Below are 26,034 nucleotides of genomic sequence, written 5' to 3'. Positions count from 1 at the left end.
CAGAGTTTCATGCCGGGGAAAAGAAGTCGAGCGGGAACAATTTCGTGTAGCGTGGGGCGCCGCGCGGCCTGTAAGAAATCCGGGTGTCGAGCGACAGCCGTCAGCCGCACCAGTTGAGCTTGTGGCCTTCCCAGCGATGCGCCAGACCCCGCGCGATCAATGCGTCGCCGATCGAGTGTCCGTCCTGCATCACGACGCGCAGCTTTCGCCCATACTTGTCGGTATCCCGCCATTCCTGCTGCTCGAGCGTCAGTCCGCGGCCGTTCAGCGTCTGCAAGAGCGCCACCTGCGCCTGGCGCGCAAGTTGCCGTTCCCGCTCGCAGGCCGGCTGGCTGATTTCCGGCGTGTTGATGTCCGAAATCCGGTATTTCACCCCTCCATACCAGAACGTGTCCCCGTCGACGACGCAGTTGATCCGTGTGGCCGAGGCGCAGATCGAGAACTTGGCACGGATCGGCTCTGCATCGGGCGAGACGGAGCCGGTGGTCGAGCGGTCGATCAGGCCGCTGGCGTCAACCATCAATTTGGACGGCGCCAGATCGGGGCTGGGCAACACGCCGAGGTAGATCGCCACCACGCCGAGCAGCGAAACGGCGGTCAGCCGCAGGGGAATGAAGTCGATCAGGCGCCTCTGGGGGCGGGGCGCGGGCGATGGTCCGGCCAGCTTCTGCCGGGCATCCTTCAGCAACAGCACGCGGGCGGGTTTCCGGGTCATCATGACGCCTCCTTCGCCGTCAAAGATTAGGAGAGACGTCTTGCCCCGGGCTTAACGCGATCACTCAAATGCGAATTGTCGTGCGGGTCCAGAGCCGGAAACCGTACCGATTTCAGGGAAGCTGCTAGTGACAGGATCGCCACCTTGGCTTAGATCCTTTCCAAAAAGGGCACCGCGCGCCGAGCGCCATTGGGCGTTTGCCTGCGGGCCAGAACCGACATTGAGGTAACACCCATGCCCGTCTATCGTTCGAGAACCACCACCCACGGCCGCAACATGGCGGGCGCGCGCGGCCTCTGGCGCGCCACCGGCATGAAGGACGGCGATTTCGGCAAGCCGATCATCGCGGTCGTCAACTCGTTTACCCAGTTCGTGCCCGGCCACGTCCACCTGAAGGATCTCGGCCAGCTCGTCGCTCGTGAGATTGAGGCCGCCGGCGGCGTGGCGAAGGAATTCAACACCATCGCGGTCGATGACGGCATCGCCATGGGCCATGACGGCATGCTCTATTCGCTGCCGTCGCGCGAGATCATCTCCGACTCGGTCGAATACATGGTCAACGCCCACTGCGCCGATGCCATGGTCTGCATTTCGAACTGCGACAAGATCACCCCCGGCATGCTCTCGGCCGCCATGCGCCTGAACATCCCCGCCGTCTTCGTCTCCGGTGGCCCGATGGAGGCCGGCAAGGTCGTCATGCATGGCAAGACGGTTGCGCTTGACCTCGTCGACGCCATGGTTGCCGCGGCGGACGACAAGATTTCCGACGAGGACGTCAACACCATCGAACGCTCGGCCTGTCCGACCTGCGGTTCCTGCTCGGGCATGTTCACCGCCAATTCGATGAACTGCCTGACCGAAGCGCTGGGTCTCTCGCTGCCCGGCAACGGCTCGACGCTCGCCACCCATTCCGACCGCAAGCGCCTCTTCGTCGAGGCCGGCCACCTGATCGTCGACCTCGCCCGCCGTTATTACGAACAGGACGACGACAGCGTCCTGCCGCGCTCGATCGCAACGAAGGAAGCCTTCGAGAACGCCATGGCGCTCGATATCGCCATGGGCGGCTCGACCAACACGGTTCTGCACATCCTCGCAGCCGCGTATGAAGGCGGCGTCGATTTCACCATGGACGACATCGACCGCCTGTCGCGCCGCGTGCCCTGCCTCTCCAAGGTTGCTCCCGCCAAGCAGGACGTGCACATGGAAGACGTGCACCGCGCCGGCGGCATCATGCGCATCCTCGGCGAACTCGAACGCGGCGGCCTGCTCAACACCGATTGCAAGACCGTGCACGCCCCGACGCTCGGCGACGCCATCAACCGCTGGGACATCACCCGCACCAATTCCGAGACAGTCCGCACCTTCTTCAAGGCCGCCCCCGGCGGCGTGCCGACCCAGGTCGCCTTCTCGCAGTCCTCGCGCTGGGATGAACTGGACACCGACTCGGACAAGGGTGTCATCCGCTCGGTCGAAAAGCCCTTCTCCAAGGATGGCGGTCTGGCCGTGCTCTACGGCAACATCGCGCTCGACGGCTGTATCGTGAAGACGGCCGGTGTGGATGAATCCATCCTCAAATTCTCCGGCCCGGCCCGCGTCTTCGAAAGCCAGGACGCCTCGGTCAAGGCGATCCTGTCCAACGAGATCAAGGCCGGCGACGTCGTCGTCATCCGTTACGAAGGCCCCAAGGGCGGCCCCGGCATGCAGGAAATGCTCTATCCGACGAGCTATCTGAAGTCGAAGGGCCTCGGCAAGGCCTGCGCGCTGATCACCGACGGCCGCTTCTCCGGCGGCACCTCCGGCCTCTCCATCGGCCACGCCTCGCCGGAAGCAGCCCAGGGCGGCGCGATCGGCCTCGTCCAGGAAGGCGACCTGATCGAGATCGACATCCCGAACCGCACGATCAACCTCGCCATCGACCCGGCCGAACTGGAGCGCCGCCGCGCCGAGCAGGACGCCAAGGGCTGGCAGCCTGCCGAAAAGCGCAAGCGCAACGTTACGACCGCGCTCAAGGCCTATGCCGCCTTTGCCGCCTCGGCCGACAAGGGCGCCGTTCGCATTCTGCCGGAATAAGGCATGACCTGAACGACCAGGAGGCGGTCCGCCGCCTCCTCACACTGCCTGCCCTTGGAAAGCGGCCATCCAGGTGCAGCGAAGACGACGCGGTCAAGACCTCGCTGCCAAGACAGACGGTAAGGCGGGCAACCGGCCCGAACGGTCGCCCAAACCTGAATGTCCCGCACATCTGGAGCCGCCATGACCGTCCCCTTCAGCCTCGTCGGCATCGACCACGTCGTCTTCATCGTCGACGACATGGAAAAGGCACTTCGCTTCTATCACGAGGTTCTGGGCTGCCGCCCGGGCTACACCTATCCGGCGCTCGGCATGGAGCAGGTCTGGTGCGGCGCGGCCTTGATCGTTCTCTGGGACATCACCCATCCCGGCGGCCACAAAGCCGCCCCACCGGTCGCAGGCGGCCGTAACGTCGATCACATCTGCATCGCCACAGGCCCCTTCGACCACGACGAGTTGCGCGCCCATCTTGCCCGCCACAAAGTCACCATCGACCGCGAAGCCATGCACGGCGGCGCCCGCGGCATGGGCCATTCCTTCTACGTAAAGGACCCTTTCGGCAACACGATCGAGATCAAGGGCCCCGCCGAATATCCGGATGGACGCGGCTGACACGTGCATTTGGATAAATGTTCAGCGTTTCCGCCGGAACCACTCCTGCTTCTGTGTCTCGCGCACTCTGGTCAGATCGAACGCGGCGAACACCAAGCCGGCTTCTGTCGGCCCGATGGAAACGACGTGGCCCAGTTCATCGACAGCCACCGAATGCCCGTCATCTTTCGGCTCAGGATAGTTCGCCACCGCCATGCAGGTCACAGTCTGGTAGGCCGTGGCACGAATGCCGGCCAGCCGCACATCTCCGATTTCGGCATCGTCGACCAGCGCGCAACTGTTGGGAACCAGAATGATCTCGGCGCCCGCCCGCATCAGGTCCGTGGCGACATCGGGAAACTCCCGGTCCATGCAGATCATCAGCCCGACGGTGACCGAGCCATGCGCGGTGACGAGTTCGGTCACGTCCGACCGCTCCCCGGCAGCGCAGGCATCTTCCGGATTGTCGAAAAAGCAGATGTGCCGCTTGCGCTGCCGCAACACCGTCTGGCCCTGCCGGTCGATGAGAAGGGCTGTGTTGAACGGCTTTTCTTCACCCCGCTCCAGCAGGGTCACGACAGTGGCGATCCGGTGACGAAGCGCCGCCTGGCGAAACCGTTCGACAAAGGCGCCGTCGATCGCCTCTGCCGCCTCGATCCACGCCGCGCGGCCGGACGGCGTCGTTTCATACCGGCCATATCCATTCGAGAACATTTCCGGAAAGACGATGACATCTGCGCTTTCCGCTGCCGCCTGTGCGAAGAGAACCTCGATATCCGCGCCCGGCAGCACCTGTGCCAGCGCCACCTTGATCCGTTCGGCCCTCATGGATGCTGCTCCTCCACCCGTTTTCGTGACCCGAAACAGATAGGGGCGGCGTGGTGTTCGCGCAATGCGTGTCGACCATCCGTCACGAAAGCAAACGCGAGGGAGGCATCCGCTGCCGTCTGGATCTCAATCCCGGTACGTCGGATCCTCCTTGTCGAGGCACGACTTCAAATACGCAAAATGCTTCTCCGCCATGCCGCGATACGGAATCCAACCATCCGAGGTCCCCTGCGCGATCTCGTCCGACAGCACCGCCAGCGGCTTGCCGGTCGAAAGCGCCAGCACCATCGTCTGCGCCGCCTTCTCGAAGAAATACAGGTCCTCGAAGGCATCCGCCACGGTTTCACCAGCAACCGAAACCCCGTGATTGCCCATGACCAGCACCGCCTTGCCCCGGATCATCTCCGCCAGCCGCTCGCCTTCTTCCGCCGCGTCCGCAATCCCGCCAAAGTCGAGGTCATAGCCGATCCGCCCGAAGAAGCGCGCCGTGTTGTTGTCGAGCGGCAGAAGCGTCGGGTCTTTCAGGCAGGAGAGCGCCACCGCATAGGGCGAATGGCAATGCAGGATCACGCGCGCCTCCGGCAACATCCGGTGCAGCGTGCCATGCACCGTCCAGGCCGATGGATCGGGCGCATTGGGCCTGTTCATCACAACGGGATCATCGGCATCGAGCAGCAGCAGATCGCTCGCCTTGACCGTGGCAAAATGCTGCCAGCGCGGATTGAGCAGAAATTTCCGCCCATTTGCAGAGACGGCAGCACTGAAATGATTGCCGACCGACTCGCTCCAGCCGAAGCGATGGCAAAGCCGGAAGGCAGCAGCAAGATCCTGACGCAGCGCAGTCAGCGCTGCATCGTCGAGCATATCGTTTCCGGAAGCCGCGATATTCATGCCTTGAACCGTCCTTCCGTCGTCAGCGCGCGATAGGTCGAGCGCATCTCCTCCCGATCGGCATAACAGCCGCGCAGATAGCGATCGCCGCTGGTCGCCGAATAGGCCAAACGCCCATGCACGATGCGGTGGTTGTCGAACACCATGCACTCCCCCGCCTTCATCAGGAAGCGCATCATGAACCTGTCGTCCTGCAGCATTTTGCCGAAGCGGCAGAAGGCCGGATAATAATCGTCGAGCACGGTCTGCGGCAGGTCGAACATGTCAGCCATATGCTGGCTGATCGTCAGGCCAGAGACCTCGCCGTGTTTGTCGAGCTCGATCACCCGCTGCCGCGAGCGCATGTCGTAGGTGTCGTGTTCGCAGAAGAACGGAATGTCGATCTCCGACAAGAGCTTGAAGCCATCAGGGTCGATCTCGCGGAAGGCATTCGCCACCGCCACGCCGTCCGAATAGATGCTCATGCCGCCTTCGACGGTATTGGCCCGGCAATGCAGGAACTGGATGCCCGGCGCATGCTCCTCGGCCGGCGTGTCGGTATGCAGCTCCAGCGCCTTGGCCGTATAGGCCGTATTGGTCGGGTTGATATGCGTCTTCACATCAAAATATTCGCCGAAGAAGGTCGGCCGCACATGGCCCATCAGCTTGACGGTCTCTGTCAGCCCCTCGTTGCTGTCGGGCATGTCGGTGACGATCGTCAGCCCCTCGACGATCATCGCCTCCAGCCATTCTGCAACCTTCTTCGGATCGCGCATCAGCTCCGGCTGCGAGAAGCGGGGAATGTTTGGATAGTGGTCGCTGAACCAGGCCTTGCGCGGCAGGTCGGCGGGGTCAGGCCGATGTTTGCCTTCGGTGTAGAGTTCAAGCAGCGACAGCGGAAAGCGCGACACATGGTTCTCGCCCGCCCAGCGGATGACAAGCGTCCCGTCTTCGATCTCGGCACTGGCAGCGCGCGGAGCAGCAGAGAGGTGGAAGATGTCGAAGCTGCGTTCGCGCGTCGTGCTGTCGAAGGAGGAGGGACAATTGTCGCGCAGCCAGTAATAATTGAAATAGGCCTGCTTTCCCTCGGAGAGCGGCAGGTTCAGCCCTTTTTCGGCCAGGGTCACGGCGCCTGCGGCAACATGCATATTCACAGCGAATTTCCTTAAGCTGGGGCAGCGATAGAGCGGATCGGATTTGACGATCATCATCCGACTTAACAGGCGAGGCCAGAGCGATTATGCTTATGCTGAGTTAAGCTGGAGGTTAAGTTGAGCCGTCTTCCGCCCTTACGTCTTCTGACCACCTTCGAGGCCGTCGCCCGCCTCGGCTCGATGCGCGAGGCAGCGACCGCCTTGAACGTCACCCAGCCCGCCGTGACGCAAGCCCTGAAGGCCCTGGAAGAGCATGTCGGCGCCGTTCTGATCGATCGCTCGACCCGGCCGGTACGGCTCACCGAACCCGGCCTTGAGCTCGCCCGCGCCACCCGCGACGGCCTCGACCTGATCGCCGACACGATCGAGGAAATCCGCACCAGCGCCGGCCTCGAAGACCAGCGCCTCACCGTCGCCTGCACCATGGGGCTGGCCACCCACTGGCTGATGCCGCGTCTGAGCGACTTCTACGCCCTCCATCCGGGCTTCTTCGTCAATGTCCAGGTGCCGCCCACCGACCTCCCGCAGATGTGGCCCGGCACTGATCTTGTCTTGCGCTACGGTCGCGGCACCTGGACTGATGGCACGACGCTCCGCCTCTTCGACGAGACCGTCTGCCCCGTCGGCCGTCCGGCGCTGGTCGAGAGCCTGCTGGCGAAAGGAGAGGGGCTCGACGCCGCCCCGCTCATTCATGTCCGCACCGTCGAGGCGCGCCACTGGGAAGGCTGGACCGATTATCTTAGCCGACGCGACCTGCCCAAGCCGCGCGGCCCCTCCCACATCTTCGACAACTACGTCCAGGCCGTGCAGGCGGCGCTGGACGGCCGCGGCCTGATGCTTGGCTGGCGCTCGATCACCGACACCCTCGTCGCCGACGGCAGCCTCAAACCCTGGCCCGATGGCGCCCTCGACCTCGGCACCGCCTACTTTGCCACGGTCGCGCCAGCGGCCGCGAAACGCCCGGCGGTCAAAGCGTTTGTGGCCTGGCTGGGGGAGCGGGCGGAAGAAGCCCATGACGGGGTGGAGCAGGGTGCGTAATTAGGCAAATAGGAAAATAGCGCAATATCGACGGCGCCGATTACGAAGAAGGCTGCGTTTCCTGAAAACTCTCCAGCGCTGTCACCATCTGCCACCAATCGCCGAGATTGCCGTACTCCGCAAACATCTGGCGCAGCTCCGGCACCTCCAGCGCATAGGCGATCATCGGCGCCAGATGAAGATCCGCCAGCGTGAGTGTGTCGCCACACATCCACTGCTGCTCGGAAAGAAAGCCGGCGAGCACGCCGAGCGTGATCCGGGCAACGCCGCGCGCTGTCTCCACGCGCCCTTCATCCGGAGTTTCCCCCCGCTTCGGCTTTTCGATGCATTCCACATACAGCCCCCAGACCATCTGCGGATACACATAGCCATCAGCAATGCTGATGATCTGGTTCATCCTGGCGCGCGTTTTCGCATCGGCAGGCTGGAGCGCCGGCCCGTCAAAGGCCTCGTCGACATAGCGGGTGATGGCGCCGGTCTCGTAGAGATGGAAATCGCCGTGTTCGAAGGCCGGGATTTTTCCGAAAGGATGCCTCTGCCGATGCGCTGCTGGAATCCCGTCTTCGGCAAAGATGTCGACCGGCACGAGATCATAGGCAACGCCTTTTTCCAGAAGGGCAAGGCGCGCGATCCGCACGTAAACGCTGTAATCGGCGCCGTAGAGTTGGGGTGATTTTCTGCTTGCAGGCTCCGTCACCATCGCTCCTCATGCATCCAATTCGGATGTGTGTGATGCAGTCAAAACACCCGAAGCGCAGTCCGCTCGACATCGGCCCGGAGCAAGGGATGCAGGCTATTGCGTGTCGTGAGGTCAATAGCCATCGAAAGCTCCTGCTCCAGAAACTGCTGGATGCCGATAAGCTCAATCAGGGAAAACTTCTGGGCTGGATCATGATCAATAAACAGGTCCAGATCACTTGTTGGTTTCGCTTCGTCGCGGGCCGTCGAACCGAAAACAAACAGTGCGGTTGCCCCCATGGCCCGGACCGTTGGGGCAAGCCGCTTGAGCTGCGATAGGGCTTCGACCTGTTTCATGCGAGGATGTTAGCACACCGCATGAGGCCAGTCACTTTGGATGCTTTGCATCATCTTGGCTGAAATTATGAAATTCCATACCTGTTTGGGAGAGGTACCATCATGATCACCAGCAAGCTGAGCAGCAAGGCGCAGACCACGATTCCCCAAGCGGTTCGGGCGGCCCTCCGATTGAAGGAGGGCGACGTGATCGCCTATGCGATCGAGGCTGATGGCGGGTCCTGTTGTCACGTGCGGTGTCGGAACCTCCGTCAAGAGACCCATTCGCAACCTTCTCCGAATGGGACGGCGAAGCGGACCGTCGAGCCTATGCCGATCTTTAAGCTAGTTGATATCATCCGCGAACCCTTCCCTCGTGTGGGATCGGGGCACCGACATCGATGATCGGCCAAGATGGTCTTGAACGGTGGAGCTGGCGAAGCGGGGGCCTTTTGAGGTGGCCATGATCACCTCAGCGGGAACCCGTGCCCGTCACTTCGGCCGCTGCACGCCCTCATACACCGTAGCCAGCTGTGCCATCCGCGCCGTATAAGCGGCCGTCAGGCAGGCGACGTCGCCCTTGCATTCGCCGCGCTTCGTCAGCCACTCGATCTGCTGGTCCTGCAATTCGCCGCGTGCGCCCATGGCGAGAAGACCGGACAGAAGGTCGAACGTCGTCACCATCTTCACGTCCATGTCGTTCAGCGACAGCGTCTGGCAGATCGCGGTCTCGTCTGCGGCCAGGTCCGGCTTCTGGCAGTCGAAGCTCGCCGCCTTTGCCGGCAGGGCGCCCGCCAGCATGGGGCCTGCCAGCAGCGCAAAGAGGATGGCGCGGGTCGCGGCTGCATGGGGATCGGACATGGTGTGACCTCGTTTGGTTTTGGCAACGGGATCAGAACGCTCAAAGCGCTTTCCCCGTTCCGTGCGCTGCGCGCATGGCAGGGTCTCACGATGCGGTGAGGCGGGCCACACACGCTTTGATCCAGCGCCTGCCTTTCCTAAATTGCACCGGATGAACAGAAGAACACTTCTCGCAGCTCTGGCGACGCTGCCGGCCCTCGCAGTGAACAGAAGCTTCGCCCAGCCTGGCCAGGCGGATGACACAACCCGCCAACGTATCGCCCGTTTGCTCGAGGAGGCAGGGCGGCTCGACACACTGGAAACCGTCTTCATCACCCGCAACGGTGAAACGCTCGGCGAACGCGCCTATGGCAACAGTTCGCTTGATGGTTCGACCAACATCAAGTCGGCGTCGAAATGCGTGGTCTCGGCGCTGGTCGGCATCGCCATCGACAAGGGCCTGCTCGATGGCGTCGACCAGAAGATCGAAACCGTGCTGCGCTCCGAATTCCCCAACAATCCCGATCCGCGCCTGTCGCAGATCACCATCGGCCATCTGCTTTCGATGCGCGCAGGCCTCGACCGCATGTCTGGGCCGAATTACGGCCGCTGGGTCGCCAGCCGCAACTGGACGCGCTTTGCGCTCGCCGCCGATTTCATCGATGAGCCGGGCGGTGGCATGCTCTATTCAACGGCCTCTACCCATCTGCTCTCGGTGATCCTCACCAAGGTCTCGGGCAAGCCGACCCTGGCACTGGCGCGGGACTGGCTCGGCCCGCTCAAGGGTTTCCGCATCGGCGCCTGGGACCGCGATCCGCAAGGCTATTATCTCGGCGGCAACCAGATGGCCATGACGCCGCGTTCGCTGCACGCCTTCGGCGAACTCTATCGCCGGGGCGGCGTCACTGAAGATGGCACCCGTCTGGTCTCCGAAGCCTGGATCCGCGAAAGCTGGATCCGCCGCACCAATTCCGTCTTCAACGGCGACGGTTACGGCTATGCCTGGTTCCTCAAGGAGATGGCCGGCGAGCAGGTCAACTATGCCTGGGGTTATGGCGGCCAGATGCTCTACATCACCCCGAGCCTCGGCCTCACCGTCGCCATGACCTCCAACGAGGCCGCCCCGTCCGCCCGCACCGGCTACCGTGACGCGTTGCACACACTGATGACCGGCATCATCGAGACCGTCAGGACTTGAGCCGGACAGGCGTTATCCCCATCTGCGATCACGCTTCCTTGGTTCTGCCTATTTCAGGACGCAGGAACCGGGTCTAGAACATTCCTGATCGTCTGAAGGATCTTCGCATGCCGCACTTCGACCGCCTGAAACCCATCGCCGTGATCGCCGCTTTGCTTCTGCCTCTGGCCCCGCCCGTGATGGCTGAGGACAAGGTCGTGCCGCAGAGCCAGCTCGACATGCAGATGTCTTTCGCCCCGCTGGTCAAGCAGACGCGCGGCGCCGTGGTCAATGTCTATGCCGAACGCATCGTCCAGAGCCGCTCCAGCCTCTTTGCCGGCGATCCCTTCTTCGAACAGTTCTTCGGCCAACGCATGCCGAACCGCACCGAAAAACAATCCTCGCTCGGCTCCGGCGTCATCGTCGAGGCGAACGGCACGGTCGTGACGAACAACCACGTCATCGACGGCGCCGACGACATCAAGGTGGCGCTCGCCGATGGCCGCGAATATCCGGTCAAAGTGGTGTTGAAGGATGACCGCCTCGATCTCGCCGTTCTGAAGTTCGATGCGCCTGAAACGATGCCGACCCTGCCGATCGGAAACTCCGATTCGACGGAAGTGGGCGACCTCGTGCTCGCCATCGGCAATCCCTTCGGCGTCGGCCAGACGGTCACTTCGGGCATCGTCTCCGCACTTGCCCGCAATCAGGTGACGGAAGGCGATTTCGGCTTCTTCATCCAGACCGATGCCGCGATCAATCCCGGCAATTCCGGCGGCGCGCTGGTCAACACGAAGGGCGAACTGATCGGCATCAACACGGCGATCTTTTCGCGCGGCGGCGGCTCGAACGGGGTCGGCTTTGCCATTCCCGCCAATCTCGTGCGCGTCTTCCTCGATGCCGCCGATCGTGGCGATGCAAGCTTCGAGAAGCCCTATGTCGGCGCGAGTTTCGAGCCGGTCACGTCGGATGTTGCCGAAGCGCTCGGCCTGAAAACGGTGCGCGGCGCGCTCGTCGTGCGCATTGCCGAGGATGGTCCGGCCGCCAAGGCAGGCCTGAAGCCGGGCCAGGTCGTGACCGCCGTCAACGGCATCCAGGTCGAACATCCCGACGCCCTCGGCTACCGCCTGACCACCGCAGGTCTCGGCAAGACGGCTGAACTCACGGTGCAGGAGGATGGCCGCGAGGAAAAGATCGAACTCACGCTCGCCGCAGCGCCCGAAACCCGTCCGCGCGACATCCAGCTGATCGAAGGCCGCAGCCCCTTTGCTGGCATGCGCGCCGGCAATCTGTCGCCGCGCCTCGCCTATGAACTCAAGATGGCCTCCGAGGTGACTGGCGTCGTCGTCACCGAAGTCGTGCGCGGCTCGCCGGCTGCCCGTCTCGGCTTCCAGCCGCGTGATATCGTCATTGCGGTCAATGGCGAGGATATCGCCTCGGTCGAAGACCTGCAGAAGGTCGCCGAAAGCGATCCGGGCTTCTGGCGCGTCGAGATCGAACGGGATGGCCAGCGCATCCGGCAGATCTTTCGATGAGTGATCTTTTCGCGCCGCAGATGTCGAAGGAAATGGCTGAGCGCCGGCCGCTCGCCGATCGCCTGCGGCCGAAAAACCTCGCCGAAGTCACCGGTCAGGAACACCTGACCGGCGAGGACGGCGTGCTCGCCCGGATGATCGCGTCGGGTTCGCTCGGCTCGATGATCTTCTGGGGACCGCCGGGCACCGGCAAGACCACCGTAGCCCGGCTTCTGTCGGGCGAGGCGGGGCTCGCCTTTGAGCAGATCTCGGCGATCTTTTCTGGTGTCGCTGACCTGAAAAAAGTCTTCGAAAGTGCGCGGCTCCGCCGTATGGAAGGCCGCCAGACGCTGCTCTTCGTCGACGAGATCCACCGTTTCAACCGCGCCCAGCAGGACAGCTTTTTGCCGGTCATGGAGGATGGCACCGTCATCCTCGTGGGCGCCACCACCGAAAATCCGAGCTTCGAACTGAACGCCGCTCTTCTGTCCCGGGCGCGGGTGTTGACCTTCAAGCCGCATGATGCCGAAAGCATCGAGACGCTGCTGAAGCGCGCCGAGGAAACGGAAGGCAAGCCGCTGCCGCTCGATGCCGATGCGCGGGCAACCCTCATCCGCATGGCCGATGGCGATGGCCGCGCCTCACTGACTTTGGCGGAAGAAGTCTGGCGCGCCGCCCGTCCCGGCGAGGTCTTCGACACCGAGGGCCTCGGCAAGATCGTCCAGCGCCGCGCACCTGTCTACGACAAGGGCCAGGACGGCCACTACAATCTGATCTCGGCGCTGCACAAGGCCGTGCGCGGCTCCGACCCGGATGCGGCGCTCTACTATCTCTGCCGGATGTTCGACGCCGGCGAGGATCCCCTCTATCTTGGCCGTCGCCTGGTGCGTATGGCGGTGGAGGATATCGGACTTGCCGACCCGCAGGCGCTTGTCGTCTGCAATGCCGCCAAGGACGCTTACGATTATCTGGGCTCACCGGAGGGTGAACTGGCGCTCGCCCAGGCCTGCGTCTATCTCGCGACCGCCCCGAAGTCGAACGGCGTCTATGTCGCCTACAAGGCCGCGATGCGCGCGGCCAAGGAACACGGCTCGCTTCTGCCGCCCAAGCACATCCTCAATGCCCCGACCAAGCTGATGAAGGCGGAGGGGTACAACGAGGGCTATCGCTACGACCACGACGAACCGGATGCCTTTTCCGGCCAGGATTATTTTCCGGAAAAGATGGGCCGGAAAACCTTCTACGATCCGCCGGAGCGGGGCTTCGAGCGCGAGATCAAGAAACGCCTCGACTGGTGGGCGAAGCTGCGCCGCGAGCGCGGCGGCTAAGGCTGGCTTGCGCATCGTCATGTCGGCTTAAGTCGGTTTTAAGCGCTCTGCCGTACTCTTTCCCGCGAGCAAGGGAGGAAGCATGGCGCAGAGCGGTTCAGTTTCACAGTTTCAGTCGGATGGCGGTGCGCCCGGAGGTTTTGGCCTGCCGGCGCTGGTGCGGCTTTTCGCCTTCGTCCTGATCACGCTCTCGGCCCTGTCGCTGCTCTTCATCGGCTATATCGCTTCGCGCAAGGCCGACGAGATTGCCGTCGACAAGCAGCTGGTGCTGCTGGAAAACGTCCTGCGCGACCGCCACGGCCTGCTTGCCCGCGACCAGCTCGGGCTCGCGCGCTGGGACCGCTCGGTCAAGTATATCACCCTGAAGTTCAGGCCGTCCTACGTGGTCGAGGAGTTTGTCTCTTCGCTCTGGTATGATTTCGGCCACGAGCGCAGTTTTCTGGTCGGCCCGGGCGGCCGGCTGCTGATGTCGGCCTGGCAGGACGATGTGGACCTGACGGCCCGCGATCTCGACGCCAAAGATGATCTGAAGGCCATCGCCGATCTCGCCATCGAACGGCATCATGCGCATCGCATCACGATCGAGGGCGGCTACGGCCAGAAGCCGGTGCCGGCCTCGGAAATTCACCAGGTCGCGGCCTTCGGTTATGCCGAGATCGACGGCGAGGTCATGCTCACCACCGCCATGGCGATCGTGCCCGATGACGGGGAGGTGGCCCTGCCGGAAGGCGATCCGGTCATCCTCATCTCGGCGCGGCCGATCAACGCGGAATTCGTCGGCGATCTCAACGGCCAGCTGGAATATGCCGACCTGAAATTCGCGCGCAACGGCGATGGTCTCCTGAAGATCAAGAGTGTCGACGGCCAACCCCTGGGCAGTTTCAACTGGGACCTCTACCGCCCCGGTGCCGAGATCTGGCCAGTCGTCGTGCCGGCCGTCGTGCTGCTGTGCGGGCTGCTGCTGGCCGCAAGCTTCGTGCTCGGCCGTTATATCAGCCGTCTGTCGATCCGGCTCGAGGACAGCGAGCGCCGCAACCGCGATCTCGCCCACCGCGACGCGCTGTCGGGTCTCGCCAACCGGCTCTTCTTCGAAAAGGCGCTGAACGATGCGGCTGACCGGCTCGCCCAGGCACCGTTCGCCGTGATCGCCAGCGACCTCGATCGTTTCAAGCTGGTCAATGACAGCCACGGCCACGCCGCCGGTGACGAGGTGATCCGCACGGTCGCCGAACGCCTGAAGGACGCCGTCGGCGAAACCGGTCTCGTCGGCCGGGTGGGCGGCGACGAATTCCTCATCCTGCTCACCGCTGCGCGCGACAGGGCGCGGCTTGCAGCACTCGCCAGACGCATCATCGCCTCGGTCTCCGATCCCATCACCTTGTCGACGGGCGCGGTCGTCGATGTCGGCATCAGCCTCGGCATTGCAACGGCGCCCGAAAACGGCGCTTCGGCACGCGTCATCATGTCCATGGCCGACCGCGCGCTCTATGCCTCGAAGGAAACGGGCCGCGGCCGGGTCTTCTTCGCCGAAGATCTCGAGGCTCCGAACGTGGGAGCAGCCGTCGATGCGGCCTGATCGGCTTCGCCGCCGCCTGCTGTTCCTGCTTGCCGGCTCGGGCCTCTCGACGCTGCCGCTTGCCCGCCATGCGCTGGCGGCGCCATCGCGGCCGACGCCCGGCAAAGGGCAGGCTCAGGCGGCTGCAGATGCCGGCAAGGGGTTGAAGGTGATTGTGGTTGGTGCCGGCATGGCCGGCCTTTCCGCCGCCGCGACGCTGACCGAGGCCGGTGCCGAGGTGATCGTCCTTGAGGCCCGCGACCGGATCGGCGGGCGCATCTTCACCGACCGCAGCCTGGGCGTACCCGTCGAGAACGGCGCCAATTTCATCCACGGTTTCAACGACAATCCGGCAGCCGAGCTTGCAAGCCAGACCGGCGCCACGCCCTTTTTCGTCGATCCGGAGCAATGGCAGCTGTTCCAGCCTGGTGGCGTGGAACCGGAGGAATTCGAGACCGACGACATTTTCGACGACCTCAACCGGATCGCCGACAAGGCGGCCGAGGAGGCCGATGGCGATCGCAAGCGCTCGCTGGAAGAGGTGATCGCCGTGCTCGATCCGGCACTTCTGCAGGAGCCGATCGGCAACTGGGCACTCACCGATACCTATGAGGGCGACCTCGGCGCGCCGCTGGCGCAGATCTCGGCGCTGCATTTCGACGCCGGCGAGATCTTCGACGGGCCGGACGCCGTGCTGCGCGAAGGTTATGACACGCTGCCGAAAGCGCTGGCCGAAGGCCTCGACATCCGGCTCAACGAGCCCGTCCGCCGCATCCGGCATTCCGCTGGCGGCGTCACCGTCGACACCGTCACGGGCACACTCAGCGCCGACCACTGCATCGTCACCGTGCCGCTCGGCGTCTTGAAGGCGGGGAGCGTCGTCTTCGATCCGCCGCTGCCCGAGCCGCATCGCCGGGCGATCGCGACCATCGGTTTCGGCCGGCTTGCCAAGGTCTCGGTCGCCTTCGACCAGGCCTTCTGGCCGGAGGCGCCGCATTTCCTGGGTTTTGCCGGGGACAGGCGCGGCCGGTTTGCCGACATGCTGAACCTTGTGCCGATCCACGGCGCCGCCGTTCTGACCATGGTCGCAAGCGGCGACTATGCCGAAACCGTCGACGCCATGGACGACGCCGCGCTTCGGGCGGATATCACGGCGGTGCTGCGCGACATGTTCGGCGACAAGGCTGTCGCCCCGAAGGCAATGGCCCGCCATGTCTGGTCCGCCGATCCCTTTGCGCTCGGCACCTATTCCTTCCCGGCGGTCGGGGCGGCACCTTCAGATCACCAGGTGCTGGCCTTGCCGGCCGGGCCGCGCCTCTTCCTGGCGGGCGAACACACCAGCGCCGACTATTTCGGCACGGTGCATGGCGCCTTCATCAGCGGCGAACGGGCGGCCGACGCGGTGCTGGTGGCGGGCAAGGGCTGATCGATAAGGGGTGACCGGCAAAGGCAAGGGGCGGGCCGGCCCGGCTCAGGACGCCCGTTGTTTCGGCTGCACGGCCGGTGCCGCGATCATCTTGACCTTCGATTCCGCCAGCCCGTGATGGCCTTCCATGTCGACGATCAGGTGCCAGTGGCCGCTTTCCGGGATGACGATGTTGAGCGGCGATTTCTTCGCCACGCCGCCCAGGAACTTGAAATCCAGCGTTTCCTTGAAGCGCTGGAAATTCGTCGGCGTCATCAGCCGCACATTGTTCACGGCCGACAGCGTCACCTCGATGATCGTTCCGGCGCGCTGTTCCTTGAGGTCGTAATGGGTGAAGCGGAAGGTCGGTTTGGACATTTCGCTCGGGTCTCCGTCCAGTCTTTTAATGTATCATAAATTACCGCAAGGCCGTTAAGGAAGCGTTGGCCGGTCGGCGCGTCGGGGCCGGGCAGGGCGGACTTTTTTGGGACGCGGCATTCACGGGAATGAAAGGTGGGGGTGGGTTCCCCGCGCTTGTGACCCGCCCCCTCATGCTGAGGTGCCCGCGTGAAGCGCGGGCCTCGAAGCATCCTGCGCTGGTGGCCTCGTCCTTCGAGGCCGGGCAAGCCCGGCTTATCTCCCCCTTGCGGGGGAGAACGGAAAATCGAAGGCTTAGGCGAGCGCAAGCCGCCTAAACTTCTGATTTTCCAAGAGAGGGGCAGCGTTCCGTTGGCGCTCAGCTTACCGAGCCCCCCTCTTGCGAAATCTGAGGTTTGGCCCTGAGCGGGCCAATTCCTCGATTTCGCTTTCTCCCCCGCAAGGAGGGAGATAGAGCCTCTCATGCTTCGCCGCCGGTCGGGATCATCTCCCTCCGGGGATGGGCATGCTTGTCTCGGACGAGGCGCCAGAAGCAACCTGTCTAAGTAAATATGTGGCTCCTTCCGGCGCCTCGTTCGGCGTCTATTCCCGCTGCATGCGTCTCTCTGGCAAGGCGGCGACGGGCGTTGAAACGTGAGTCCCAACGTTCGACCGGGCGCGGGTCCGGCTGCGGCAGTCTGCTCCGAAGAGTGTTCTGCTTCAGCCTGGCCGGTGGCCCGGGAGGTTCCCGCCGGATGGTGCACCAATCCGACCGGGACCCTCGCCCGGGGGATGATCGTCTGGCCATTTGCGGCTTAGGCGTCCATCCCCGCCGTTTGTTACGCCCCGCTGTCTGGGTGTTCGCGACAGCGCGGGCGCCTTGTCTGTGTGCCTCTGAGGCACGTCCTTCCGATCAGGGTATCCAGGTTTTGGGACGCATCCGACCCCATCACCCTCGTCAAGCCCTTCGTCCGGAGGGAGACCGTGGCAGCGGGCCGGGGATTTGTGCCTGCGAGNCCGGAGGGAGACCGTGGCAGCGGGCCGGGGATTTGTGCCTGCGAGAGCACGCCACCCCGGCGCCGGCCCCGCCTCGCCTGACATCGCATCGTCAGGTGTATCCGAGGGCGGGACAGCTCTGAGTCTACGAGAGGAAAAATGGGCGGGGATGAAAAAATGTGTCGGGGTTTGATTTTGTTGGGAAATGTTTGGAATTCATCCCCCTTTTTTGGGAAATGGGGCTGTCTGGCGTGACCGTCTGGCCTCGGAAGGCTTGTGTTTGGATCCTCGGGTCAAGCCCGAGGATGACGGAGTGTGAGGGGGAGCGACTGGTATCCTCCTCTACTGTCTTCACCGGATAACGTCTGCGGAGGATACCCTTATCTCCCCGAGAGGTCGTCATCCTCGGGCTTGACCCGAGGATCCAGTCACAAGCACATTGCACGCATGGCGGGATATGTTTACATCGTCACCAACCACAAACGCGGCACGCTCTATATCGGTGTGACATCCGATCTGGAGCGGCGGATCTACGAGCATCGGGAATGCCAAACGCCGGGTTTCGCGTCGAAGTATGGCTGCCGGCAGCTGGTCTGGTATGAGGAGCACGACAGCATCCGTACGGCGATCCAGCGGGAGAAGTCGCTGAAGCGCTGGTATCGGCAGTGGAAGATCGCGCTGATCGAGGGGTTCAATCCTGATTGGCGGGATCTGTACTACGAGTTGATGTGAGGCGGTGCCGCTTGCTGCCGTTGAAGGGCTTGTGTCTGGATTCTGGGGTCATCCTCGGGTTAAACCCGAGGACGAAGATAACGACCTTTGGGGGGAGGGGAAGGGTATTCTCCTCAGGGCTCGCCCGAGGACGAAGGTAGAGGAGGATACCAGCAGCATCCCCACCCTCCGTCATCCTCGGGCTTGACCCGAGGATCCAGACACAAGCCCATGCGCTCGCCTAACCCTTCGATTTTCCGTCCTCCCCCGCTTGGGGGGAGGTGTGCTTCTTTGAGCTTAATACGTCGCTAACTCTTAAACGTCCTCTCAATTTCAATTATTTCGCGAATTGAAGAATGGATACGCTTTAGTCCAAGTGAGTTCATCTTAACCTGACCAGCAGGTGAAATCTTACTCTCCATTGCAATCGCTATGTTGATAGAATTTGATAGCTCTATCAGTGGCTCTGTGTTTAGTGGCCATCTCGCTGTTTTGCTTATGCTGCGCAACAATAGTCGGAGATTTTCGAGGTGTTGGGCCATGTCAAAAAATGCTTCGTCATAAGTTTTTCTTCGAAAATCAGGGAAGCGAGACAAATTGAGGCCGGATTCAGTCTGTACATGGTGTTCAGCGTTACTCAAATTAGATAACGATTCCTTGTGAGTTGCGTGTAGTATCTCCTCGAAAACCCTATCCTGTCGCTCTCGATGGGCTTCTTCGCTCTGTCTTCTTAGATTTTCTGTTTGCTCCCCAATGAAATCGGCTTGCCGCTGAGCTTGCAATGCTTGATTGCGCGCCTGCTCGGCTTGTTCCCTCATAACTTCTCTGCTGTCGGCTAGTTCCTGACGCGTCATCGCCAATTCTTCGCGTTGCGCACGTAATTCTTGTGCCTGTATCAAAACCGCAGCGACGAGCCATAAGAATGCCACCGGGGCAAATGCGCCAGCCAAGAAATCTCCCAACTCGTTTAAGCTTCGGCAAGCTAGAAGTCGTTGGGTGAGGGTTTCTCCAGCGCTGCATAGGGATGTTTCGGGTATCAAAAAAACGACCAAGACTATCAAATACAGAGCAGTAAAAATTCCTGCCGTAGCGAGCCAGTTTATTCTTAAATGGCTTTGATTTTTTGCGTCTTTGATCATCTGGGAATCATCTTCTGTATTCGGATTAAAAAAAACCCGCGCCGAACTCAATCGACGCGGGGCTTAGTTTACCTCATCTCAGGCGAGTGAAAAATCGAAATCTCCACCTATCCCTGTGGTCCTCAGCTGCACCCGCTCGTCGCGCCGCACGTGTCGCACTTCTCGCAAGTCCCGTTCCGAACCATCGTAAAGTTCTGGCATTCCGAGCACATGTTGCCCGTATAGCCCTGCGCGATCGAGCGCATGCGGCGGGTCGCCTCGAGCTGCTTGGCATCCGCCTTGGCCTTCGCTGCCTCGTCGGCAGCCGTATCGGAGAAGAGGCTTTCCTCGGCGATCTCCTCGGCGAGTTCCACGGCCCGTTCCTCGTAGTCGCGCTTGAAGGACACGACTTCCGAAGTTGCGACGGCGGTCGTGACTTCCAGTTTGCGGGCAGCGCTGCCCGAAGACGCGAAGGCGGTGACGGTGGAGGCCTTGGCGGGTATGGCGGTGGCCGCCCCCTTCGGGTCGCTGCCGGCGGCGGCCGGCATGTGGCTGGAGACCAGCGTCGGCTTGTAACCGCGGGTCAGGCCCTTGGAGACGACGTCTGCCTTGCCTTCCTTGACGCCACGGCCAAGGGCCGTCGCGGAGAAGTCTGACGTGTCGACATGGGCGAGGTCGCTGCGACCGAGATAGGAGATCGCAAGCTCGCGGAAGACGTAGTCGAGGATCGACGTTGCATTCTTGATCGCGTCGTTGCCGGTGACCATGCCGGCCGGCTCGAACTTGGTGAAGGTGAAGGCGTCGACATATTCCTCGAGCGGCACGCCATATTGCAGGCCGAGCGAGACGGAGATGGCGAAGTTGTTGATGAAGGCGCGAAGGGCCGAGCCTTCCTTGTTCATGTCGAGGAAGATTTCGCCCAGACGCCCGTCGTCATATTCGCCGGTGCGCAGGAAGATGGTGTGGCCGCCGATCTTGGCCTTCTGGGTATACCCCTTGCGGCGGGTGGGCAGCTTTTCCTGTTCGCGCACGACCCGCTCGACGATGCGCTCGACGATGCGTTCCGTGATGGTGACGGCCTGGGCGGCAGCGGGCTGCTGCATCAGGTCGTCGAGGGCGTCGTCATTGTCCTCGTCTTCGATCAGCGAGGCATTGAGCGGCTGGGAGAGCTTCGAGCCGTCGCGATAAAGCGCGTTGGCCTTCAGTGCCAGCTTCCAGGACAGCATGTAGGCGGCGCCGCAATCTTCGACGGTTGCCTCGTTCGGCATGTTGATCGTCTTGGAGATCGCGCCCGAGATGAAGGGCTGGGCAGCCGCCATCATGCGGATATGGCTCTCGACCGAGAGATACCGCTTGCCGATCTTGCCGCAGGGGTTGGCGCAATCGAAGACCGGCAGATGTTCGGCCTTGAGGAAGGGCGCGCCTTCGAGCGTCATCGCACCGCAGACATGGATGTTGGCGGCTTCGATGTCCTTCTTCGAGAAGCCCATGTGGTCGAGCAGGTTGAAGCTCATGTCGGCGAGCTGCTCGTCGGAGACCTTGAGGGTCTCTTTCAGGAAGTCGGCGCCGAGCGTCCACTGGTTGAAGACGAACTTGATGTCGAAGGCAGCCTTCAGCGCGCCGTTGACGGCTTCGATCTTCTCGTCGGTGAAGCCCTTGGCACGAAGCGTCGAGGGGTTGATGCCCGGCGCCTGGTTCAGGTTGCCATGGCCGACGGCATAGGCGTCGATTTCGGCGATCTGGCTTTCCGAGTAGCCGAGGGTGCGGAGCGCCTCCGGAACGGCAGCGTTGATGATCTTGAAGTAGCCGCCACCGGCGAGCTTCTTGAACTTGACCAGCGCGAAGTCGGGCTCGATGCCGGTCGTGTCGCAGTCCATGACGAGACCGATCGTGCCTGTTGGAGCGATGACCGAGACCTGGGCATTGCGGTAGCCATGCTTTTCGCCGAGTTCGAGCGCCTTGTCCCAGGCCGCGGTTGCATGGGCAACGAGAGCCGGATCCGTGCATTCGCCATGGACGAGCGGCACCGGATTGACGGAGAGGCCTTCATAGCCATCCGACAGACCGTGGGCGGCGCGGCGGTGGTTGCGGATGACGCGCAGCATGTTGTCGCGGTTCGGCGCAAAGCCCGGGAAGGGGCCGAGTTCCGAGGCCATTTCTGCCGATGTCGCATAGGAGACGCCGGTCATGATGGCGGTGAGCGCACCGGCAATGGCGCGGCCTTCGGCGCTATCATACGGAATGCCGGAGGACATCAGCAGGCCGCCGATATTGGCATAGCCGAGGCCGAGCGTGCGGTATTCATAGGAGCGTTCGGCGATCTGTCGCGACGGGAACTGCGCCATCATCACGGAGACTTCGAGCACGACGGTCCACAGGCGGACGGCATGTTCGTAATCGCCGATGTCGATGTTCTTGGTCGTCTGATCCTTGAAGCGGAGCAGGTTGAGCGAAGCGAGGTTACAGGCCGTGTCGTCGAGGAACATGTATTCCGAGCACGGGTTCGAGGCGCGGATCGGACCGGCGGCCGGCGAGGTGTGCCAGTCGTTCATCGTCGTGTTGAAATGCAGGCCCGGATCGGCCGATGCCCAGGCGGCATAGGAGATCTTGTCCCAGAGGTCGCGGGCCTTCAGCGTCTTCATCACCTTGCCGTCCTTGCGGGCGGTCAGGTTCCAGTCGCCGTCATTTTCGACAGCGCGCAAAAAATCGTCCTTCAGCGAGACGGAGTTGTTCGAGTTCTGGCCGGAGACGGTGAGATAGGCTTCCGAATCCCAGTCGGTGTCATAGGTCTTGAACTCGAGATCCTTGTAGCCCTGCTGGGCGAACTGGATGACGCGCTTGATGTAGTTTTCCGGAACCTGGTCCTTCTTCGCGGCGCGGATTTCGCGCTTGAGGGCCGGGTTCTCGTTCGGGTCGAAGCAGGCGCCGTTGTCGGCCTCGCAATTGACGCAGGCCTTCATGATCGCCTTCAGGTGCTTGGCGACGATCTTGGAGCCGGTGACGAGGGCGGCAACCTTCTGCTCTTCCTTCACCTTCCAATCGATATAGGCTTCGATGTCAGGATGGTCGATGTCAACAACGACCATCTTGGCCGCACGGCGGGTGGTGCCGCCGGACTTGATCGCGCCGGCAGCCCGGTCGCCGATCTTCAGGAAGGACATGAGGCCGGAGGAACGGCCACCGCCGGAAAGCTTTTCGCCTTCGCCGCGCAGGTAGGAGAAGTTGGAGCCGGTGCCGGAGCCGTACTTGAAGAGACGCGCTTCGCGAACCCAGAGGTCCATGATGCCGCCTTCATTGACCAGGTCGTCTTCGACGGACTGGATGAAGCAGGCATGCGGCTGCGGGTGTTCATAGGCCGACTTCGACTTGACGAGCTTGCCGGTGAAGGGGTCGACATAGAAATGGCCCTGGCCGGGGCCGTCGATGCCATAGGCCCAGTGCAGGCCGGTGTTGAACCACTGCGGCGAATTCGGTGCGACGCGCTGGGTGGCGAGCATATAGGCGAGCTCGTCCTTGAAGGCGGCCGCGTCTTCTTCCGAGGTGAAATACTTGCCCTTCCAGCCCCAATAGGTCCAGGTGCCGGCCAGGCGATCGAAGACCTGGCGGGCATCGGTTTCCGAGCCGTAGCGTTCGTTTTCAGGCAGCGAGGCGAGGGCCTTCTCGTCGGCAACCGAGCGCCAGAGGAAGGAAGGAACGTCGTTCTCTTCGACCTTCTTCAGCACCTTCGGCACGCCGGCCTTGCGGAAATATTTCTGGGCGAGAATGTCGGCTGCCACCTGGCTGAACTGGGCCGGGACGTCAATGTCGGCAAGACGAAATACGATTGAGCCGTCGGGGTTCTTGATCTCGCTGATGGCCTTGCGGAACTCGATCTCCGCATAAGCGGACTGCCCCGGTTTGGTGAAGCGACGTTCAATGCGCATCTGCCTGTGTCCCTCGATCTTGGGCGCCGATAAGGCGCGAAATATGGCGTCCGGTTGCGCGCGTCAAACCGCACAGCCAGTGATTTGTTCGTCTGTCAGGTGATTCATCCGAAGACTGGGCACCCTGTATCTTGTGGTGATGGTGGCTGCAAACGCTAAATATAGTATTAACAGATTATTGCCGCCAGACATAGACCCCCTGTGTGGCGGTCAAAAATCGCACAGAATTCCTATCATGGGCGACGTCGTCAGAACGCCGTTCCAGGTGCAAGAAAGCCGCTACAAATTTTGATGAAACCCGGCCTCGTTCATGCCCGGTCCAGTCGCCGCCGCAACAGGATCCATTAACATCGACCCGACTGATTCCGTCAAGGGGTGGTCTGTGAAGGAAATGTTAACGCTATATCTTGTGGTGCCCTGTTGTGGATAACGGGCAAAAGGCCGAAGTCACGGGAATGTCTTGCCTTTCTGCTGCAGTGATCGCAGGCGGGGCAGGGGCTCCGGCCTGTCAAGCTTCCGTCACGAATATTTTTCTGTCCGGCGGTGGCACACTACCCATCACACTACCCATAGTGTCCAGCGCCGCTGTCCACAGGCGAATTGGCCGGATTTGCGCGGTGGAAAAGCTGGGGATGACGCGATGTCGCCGGTTGGTTGAACGCGTTGTGATGGGGGTTCTGGAAAGGTCACAGTGCAGTGCAGCACACCATCGAATTTCAGGCCGCAATTGCAACGAATTGGAAATATGTGGCTCCTAATTTAGCGCTCGATTTGTGTGGAATGACCTCCATGCCCGGCCGAGATGGTCACCTGCCAGGATGGCGGGTTTGTATGGAGCGCGTTGATGTCGATTGCCAATCTGTCCATTTTGAAGAAGGTGAGCCTCGTCGTCGTCCTGATGGGCGTGGCGGCGGCGGCCATCGCCACCGTTGGCGCCCAGGGCCTGTCGTCGCTCGGTGCGGCGCTCAAAGACACGGGCGCCCGCGAGGAAGTGGCCCGTGAAGCCATGGACCTGCGCGTGGATATCATCGCCATCTCGCGCATGACCTATCAGCTGGCGCTGTCGCCGGAAAAGGCGGCCGACTTTGCCGCCGAGACCGACAAGCGCTCGAGCGAGATGCTGGCGCGCCTGCCGAAGATTGCGTCCACCGCCAACGCCACGGAAAACCAGCTGCTCGACAAGATCAAGGGCACGCTAGACGCCTATTTCACCCAGATCCGCGCCATGGTCGCGGTTGCCGGTTCGGATGCCGGCAAGGACCCGGCGGTGATGAAGGCCGAGCTTGCCAAGGCGCTCGATGCCCAGAAGGTCGTGACCTCGGCGGTTAAGGAATATTCGACGCTGTCGGCGACCACGCTCACCGCATCGCGTGACAATGCGCTTGCCGCCTCCAGCTTCACCATGCTGGTGCAGATCGTCACCGCCGCCGTCTGCATTATCGCCGGTGTCGCCGTCAGCTTCGTGCTCGCCCGTCGTGGCATCGTCAATCCCATCCGCAGCCTGACCGCCGTGATGTCGGACATGGCCGCCGGCCGTCGTCCCGACAGCATCCGCGGCACCGAGCGCAAGGACGAGATCGGCGAAATGGCCCGTGCTCTCGAAGTCTTCCGCGTCAATGAAGAGCATATGCGCGCCATGGAAGCGCAGGAAGCGGCACTCACCGCCCAGAGCAAGGACCTGCAGTCCTCGATCAGCGTCATCGTGGCCTCTGCTGCCGCCGGCGATTTCTCGCAGCGGATTTCGAAGACCTATGACGATGCCGACCTGCAGCGTTTTGCCGGCTCGGTCAACGAACTGGTGGCCAATGTCGACCGCGGCATCACCGAAGTGCGTCGCGTCATTGCAGCGCTCGCCGATGCCGACCTGACCCACGAAATGCAGGGCCAGTTCCAGGGCGCGTTTGCCGAACTGCAGGGCAATGTGAACCAGACCATGGCGGTGCTGCGCCAGACGATGCAGAACATTCTGACGGCGGCCGGCACGATCACCGGCAATTCCGGCGAACTGTCCTCGGCTGCCAACCAGCTGGCGCGCCGCACCGAACAGCAGGCCGCCTCGCTCGAAGAGACGGCGGCAGCGCTTGAAGAGATCACCACGACGGTCAAGACTTCGACCCAGCGCGCCAACGAAGCCTCGCAGATGGTCCGCGAGACCAAGGACAGTGCCGGCAAGTCGGGCGACATCGTCCGCAACGCCATCGACGCCATGGGCCGCATCGAGCAGTCGTCGAGCAAGATCAGCCAGATCATCTCCGTCATCGACGAGATCGCCTTCCAGACCAACCTTCTGGCGCTGAATGCCGGCGTCGAAGCAGCCCGCGCCGGTGAAGCCGGCCGTGGTTTCGCGGTTGTTGCCCAGGAAGTCCGCGAACTGGCGCAGCGTTCGGCGAATGCCGCCAAGGAGATCAAGACCCTGATCAACACCTCGGCCGAAGAGGTGAAGGGAGGCGTCTCGCTGGTGCTGTCGACCGGCGAAGCGCTGCGCGAGATCGAGGCGCTCGTCAACCGCGTCAACGACCATGTGGTGACGATTGCCCGTGCGGCCGAGGAACAGTCGGCAGCGCTTGGCGAGATCAACACCTCGGTCAACCACATGGACCAGATGACCCAGCAGAACGCCGCCATGGTGGAAGAGACGACCGCATCCAGCCAGGTCCTCGCCGGCGAGGCCCGCCAGCTTCAGGCCCAGCTTGCCCGCTTCCAGCTCGGCGGCCAGACGGGCTCCGGCAGCTACCGCACGGCGGCGTGAGACAATTCGATAATTCCATAAATAAGAAAGGCGCTGCAGCAATGCGGCGCCTTTTGCGTTTGCGGGGCGGAACGGGCAAGG

At 62.5% G+C, this 26,034-nt stretch carries 20 protein-coding genes; 10 read left to right on the top strand and 10 right to left on the bottom strand.

Features of this window, described 5'->3' with window-relative positions; all coding sequences use genetic code 11:
* Positions 1 to 100 precede the first annotated feature (100 nt).
* Positions 101 to 715, bottom strand: coding sequence for a thermonuclease family protein (locus DMY87_RS19180; RefSeq protein WP_165826343.1), 615 nt, complete (start codon positions 713 to 715; stop codon positions 101 to 103).
* 234 nt (positions 716 to 949) lie between these two features.
* Between DMY87_RS19180 and ilvD the strand changes: the two genes are divergently transcribed.
* Both ilvD and DMY87_RS19170 read left to right on the top strand, forming a co-directional pair.
* Complete coding sequence (gene ilvD, locus DMY87_RS19175; protein WP_110793241.1) at positions 950 to 2,785, top strand: dihydroxy-acid dehydratase; 1,836 nt, start codon at positions 950 to 952, stop codon at positions 2,783 to 2,785.
* Positions 2,786 to 2,968: 183 nt separating this feature from the next.
* Positions 2,969 to 3,397 carry a VOC family protein gene (locus DMY87_RS19170; RefSeq protein WP_110793240.1) on the top strand — a complete coding sequence of 143 codons (429 nt, stop codon included), beginning with the start codon at positions 2,969 to 2,971 and terminating at the stop codon, positions 3,395 to 3,397.
* 21 nt (positions 3,398 to 3,418) lie between these two features.
* Here DMY87_RS19170 and DMY87_RS19165 read toward each other — a convergent pair whose 3' ends face one another.
* From DMY87_RS19165 to DMY87_RS19155, 3 genes are all read right to left on the bottom strand, one after another.
* Positions 3,419 to 4,204 carry a carbon-nitrogen hydrolase family protein gene (locus DMY87_RS19165; protein ID WP_110793239.1) on the bottom strand — a complete coding sequence of 262 codons (786 nt, stop codon included), beginning with the start codon at positions 4,202 to 4,204 and terminating at the stop codon, positions 3,419 to 3,421.
* 126 nt (positions 4,205 to 4,330) lie between these two features.
* A complete protein-coding gene (locus DMY87_RS19160) occupies positions 4,331 to 5,095 on the bottom strand; it encodes a class II aldolase/adducin family protein (RefSeq protein ID WP_110793238.1) in 765 nt (254 codons plus the stop codon).
* Positions 5,092 to 6,222 carry a TauD/TfdA family dioxygenase gene (locus DMY87_RS19155; protein ID WP_245408983.1) on the bottom strand — a complete coding sequence of 377 codons (1,131 nt, stop codon included), beginning with the start codon at positions 6,220 to 6,222 and terminating at the stop codon, positions 5,092 to 5,094. The genes DMY87_RS19160 and DMY87_RS19155 overlap by 4 nt, the downstream gene beginning before the upstream one ends.
* Positions 6,223 to 6,345: 123 nt before the next feature.
* On the opposite strand from DMY87_RS19155, the gene DMY87_RS19150 reads away from it, so the two are divergent.
* The gene (locus DMY87_RS19150) at positions 6,346 to 7,266 is read left to right on the top strand and encodes a LysR substrate-binding domain-containing protein (protein ID WP_110793236.1); all 921 of its coding nucleotides are present in this window, start codon (positions 6,346 to 6,348) and stop codon (positions 7,264 to 7,266) included.
* A 40-nt stretch (positions 7,267 to 7,306) separates the two neighbouring features.
* Here the strand turns inward: DMY87_RS19150 and DMY87_RS19145 are convergent, their stop codons facing one another.
* The 3 genes from DMY87_RS19145 to DMY87_RS19130 all read right to left on the bottom strand — a co-directional run bounded on the left by DMY87_RS19145 (position 7,307) and on the right by DMY87_RS19130 (position 9,141).
* Positions 7,307 to 7,963 (bottom strand): glutathione S-transferase family protein, encoded by a 657-nt coding sequence (locus tag DMY87_RS19145; RefSeq protein WP_245408977.1) that lies wholly within the window; start codon positions 7,961 to 7,963, stop codon positions 7,307 to 7,309.
* A 41-nt stretch (positions 7,964 to 8,004) separates the two neighbouring features.
* Positions 8,005 to 8,301: a nucleotidyltransferase family protein gene (locus tag DMY87_RS19140; RefSeq protein ID WP_110793234.1), complete on the bottom strand. Its 297-nt coding sequence runs from the start codon at positions 8,299 to 8,301 to the stop codon at positions 8,005 to 8,007.
* 471 nt (positions 8,302 to 8,772) lie between these two features.
* Positions 8,773 to 9,141, bottom strand: coding sequence for a lysozyme inhibitor LprI family protein (locus DMY87_RS19130; RefSeq protein WP_110793233.1), 369 nt, complete (start codon positions 9,139 to 9,141; stop codon positions 8,773 to 8,775).
* 151 nt (positions 9,142 to 9,292) lie between these two features.
* Here DMY87_RS19130 and DMY87_RS19125 point away from each other — a divergent pair, with 151 nt between their 5' ends.
* The 5 genes from DMY87_RS19125 (at position 9,293) to DMY87_RS19105 (ending at position 16,120) form a co-directional block, all read left to right on the top strand.
* Positions 9,293 to 10,318 carry a serine hydrolase domain-containing protein gene (locus DMY87_RS19125; RefSeq protein WP_110793232.1) on the top strand — a complete coding sequence of 342 codons (1,026 nt, stop codon included), beginning with the start codon at positions 9,293 to 9,295 and terminating at the stop codon, positions 10,316 to 10,318.
* A gap of 107 nt (positions 10,319 to 10,425) precedes the next feature.
* Positions 10,426 to 11,832, top strand: a complete 1,407-nt coding sequence (locus DMY87_RS19120; protein WP_110793231.1) for a DegQ family serine endoprotease — start codon at positions 10,426 to 10,428, stop codon at positions 11,830 to 11,832.
* On the top strand, positions 11,829 to 13,139 hold the full coding sequence (locus DMY87_RS19115; protein ID WP_110793230.1) for a replication-associated recombination protein A: 1,311 nt from the start codon (positions 11,829 to 11,831) through the stop codon (positions 13,137 to 13,139). The genes DMY87_RS19120 and DMY87_RS19115 overlap by 4 nt, the downstream gene beginning before the upstream one ends.
* A gap of 82 nt (positions 13,140 to 13,221) precedes the next feature.
* Positions 13,222 to 14,715: a diguanylate cyclase domain-containing protein gene (locus DMY87_RS19110; protein WP_110793229.1), complete on the top strand. Its 1,494-nt coding sequence runs from the start codon at positions 13,222 to 13,224 to the stop codon at positions 14,713 to 14,715.
* The gene (locus DMY87_RS19105; RefSeq protein ID WP_165826341.1) at positions 14,705 to 16,120 is read left to right on the top strand and encodes a flavin monoamine oxidase family protein; all 1,416 of its coding nucleotides are present in this window, start codon (positions 14,705 to 14,707) and stop codon (positions 16,118 to 16,120) included. The genes DMY87_RS19110 and DMY87_RS19105 overlap by 11 nt, the downstream gene beginning before the upstream one ends.
* Positions 16,121 to 16,165: 45 nt before the next feature.
* Here the strand turns inward: DMY87_RS19105 and DMY87_RS19100 are convergent, their stop codons facing one another.
* On the bottom strand, positions 16,166 to 16,477 hold the full coding sequence (locus DMY87_RS19100) for a DUF1883 domain-containing protein (RefSeq protein WP_110793227.1): 312 nt from the start codon (positions 16,475 to 16,477) through the stop codon (positions 16,166 to 16,168).
* Positions 16,478 to 17,899: 1,422 nt separating this feature from the next.
* Here DMY87_RS19100 and DMY87_RS19095 point away from each other — a divergent pair.
* A complete protein-coding gene (locus DMY87_RS19095; RefSeq protein WP_110793226.1) occupies positions 17,900 to 18,184 on the top strand; it encodes a GIY-YIG nuclease family protein in 285 nt (94 codons plus the stop codon).
* A 287-nt stretch (positions 18,185 to 18,471) separates the two neighbouring features.
* On the opposite strand, the gene DMY87_RS19090 is transcribed toward DMY87_RS19095, so the two are convergent.
* Complete coding sequence (locus tag DMY87_RS19090) at positions 18,472 to 19,302, bottom strand: hypothetical protein (protein ID WP_133253042.1); 831 nt, start codon at positions 19,300 to 19,302, stop codon at positions 18,472 to 18,474.
* A gap of 122 nt (positions 19,303 to 19,424) precedes the next feature.
* Positions 19,425 to 23,204 carry a vitamin B12-dependent ribonucleotide reductase gene (locus tag DMY87_RS19085; protein WP_110793224.1) on the bottom strand — a complete coding sequence of 1,260 codons (3,780 nt, stop codon included), beginning with the start codon at positions 23,202 to 23,204 and terminating at the stop codon, positions 19,425 to 19,427.
* Positions 23,205 to 24,048: 844 nt separating this feature from the next.
* Between DMY87_RS19085 and DMY87_RS19080 the strand changes: the two genes are divergently transcribed.
* Entirely contained in the window at positions 24,049 to 25,953 is a 1,905-nt protein-coding gene (locus tag DMY87_RS19080; protein WP_110793223.1) for a methyl-accepting chemotaxis protein, read from the top strand.
* The last annotated feature ends 81 nt before the right edge of the window (positions 25,954 to 26,034 follow it).

This window comes from Peteryoungia wuzhouensis (assembly GCF_003205195.1).
GTDB lineage: Bacteria > Pseudomonadota > Alphaproteobacteria > Rhizobiales > Rhizobiaceae > Allorhizobium > Allorhizobium wuzhouense.
Note: the sequence above shows the minus strand (reverse complement) of the source record. Positions and strands in the feature narration are given on the sequence as shown.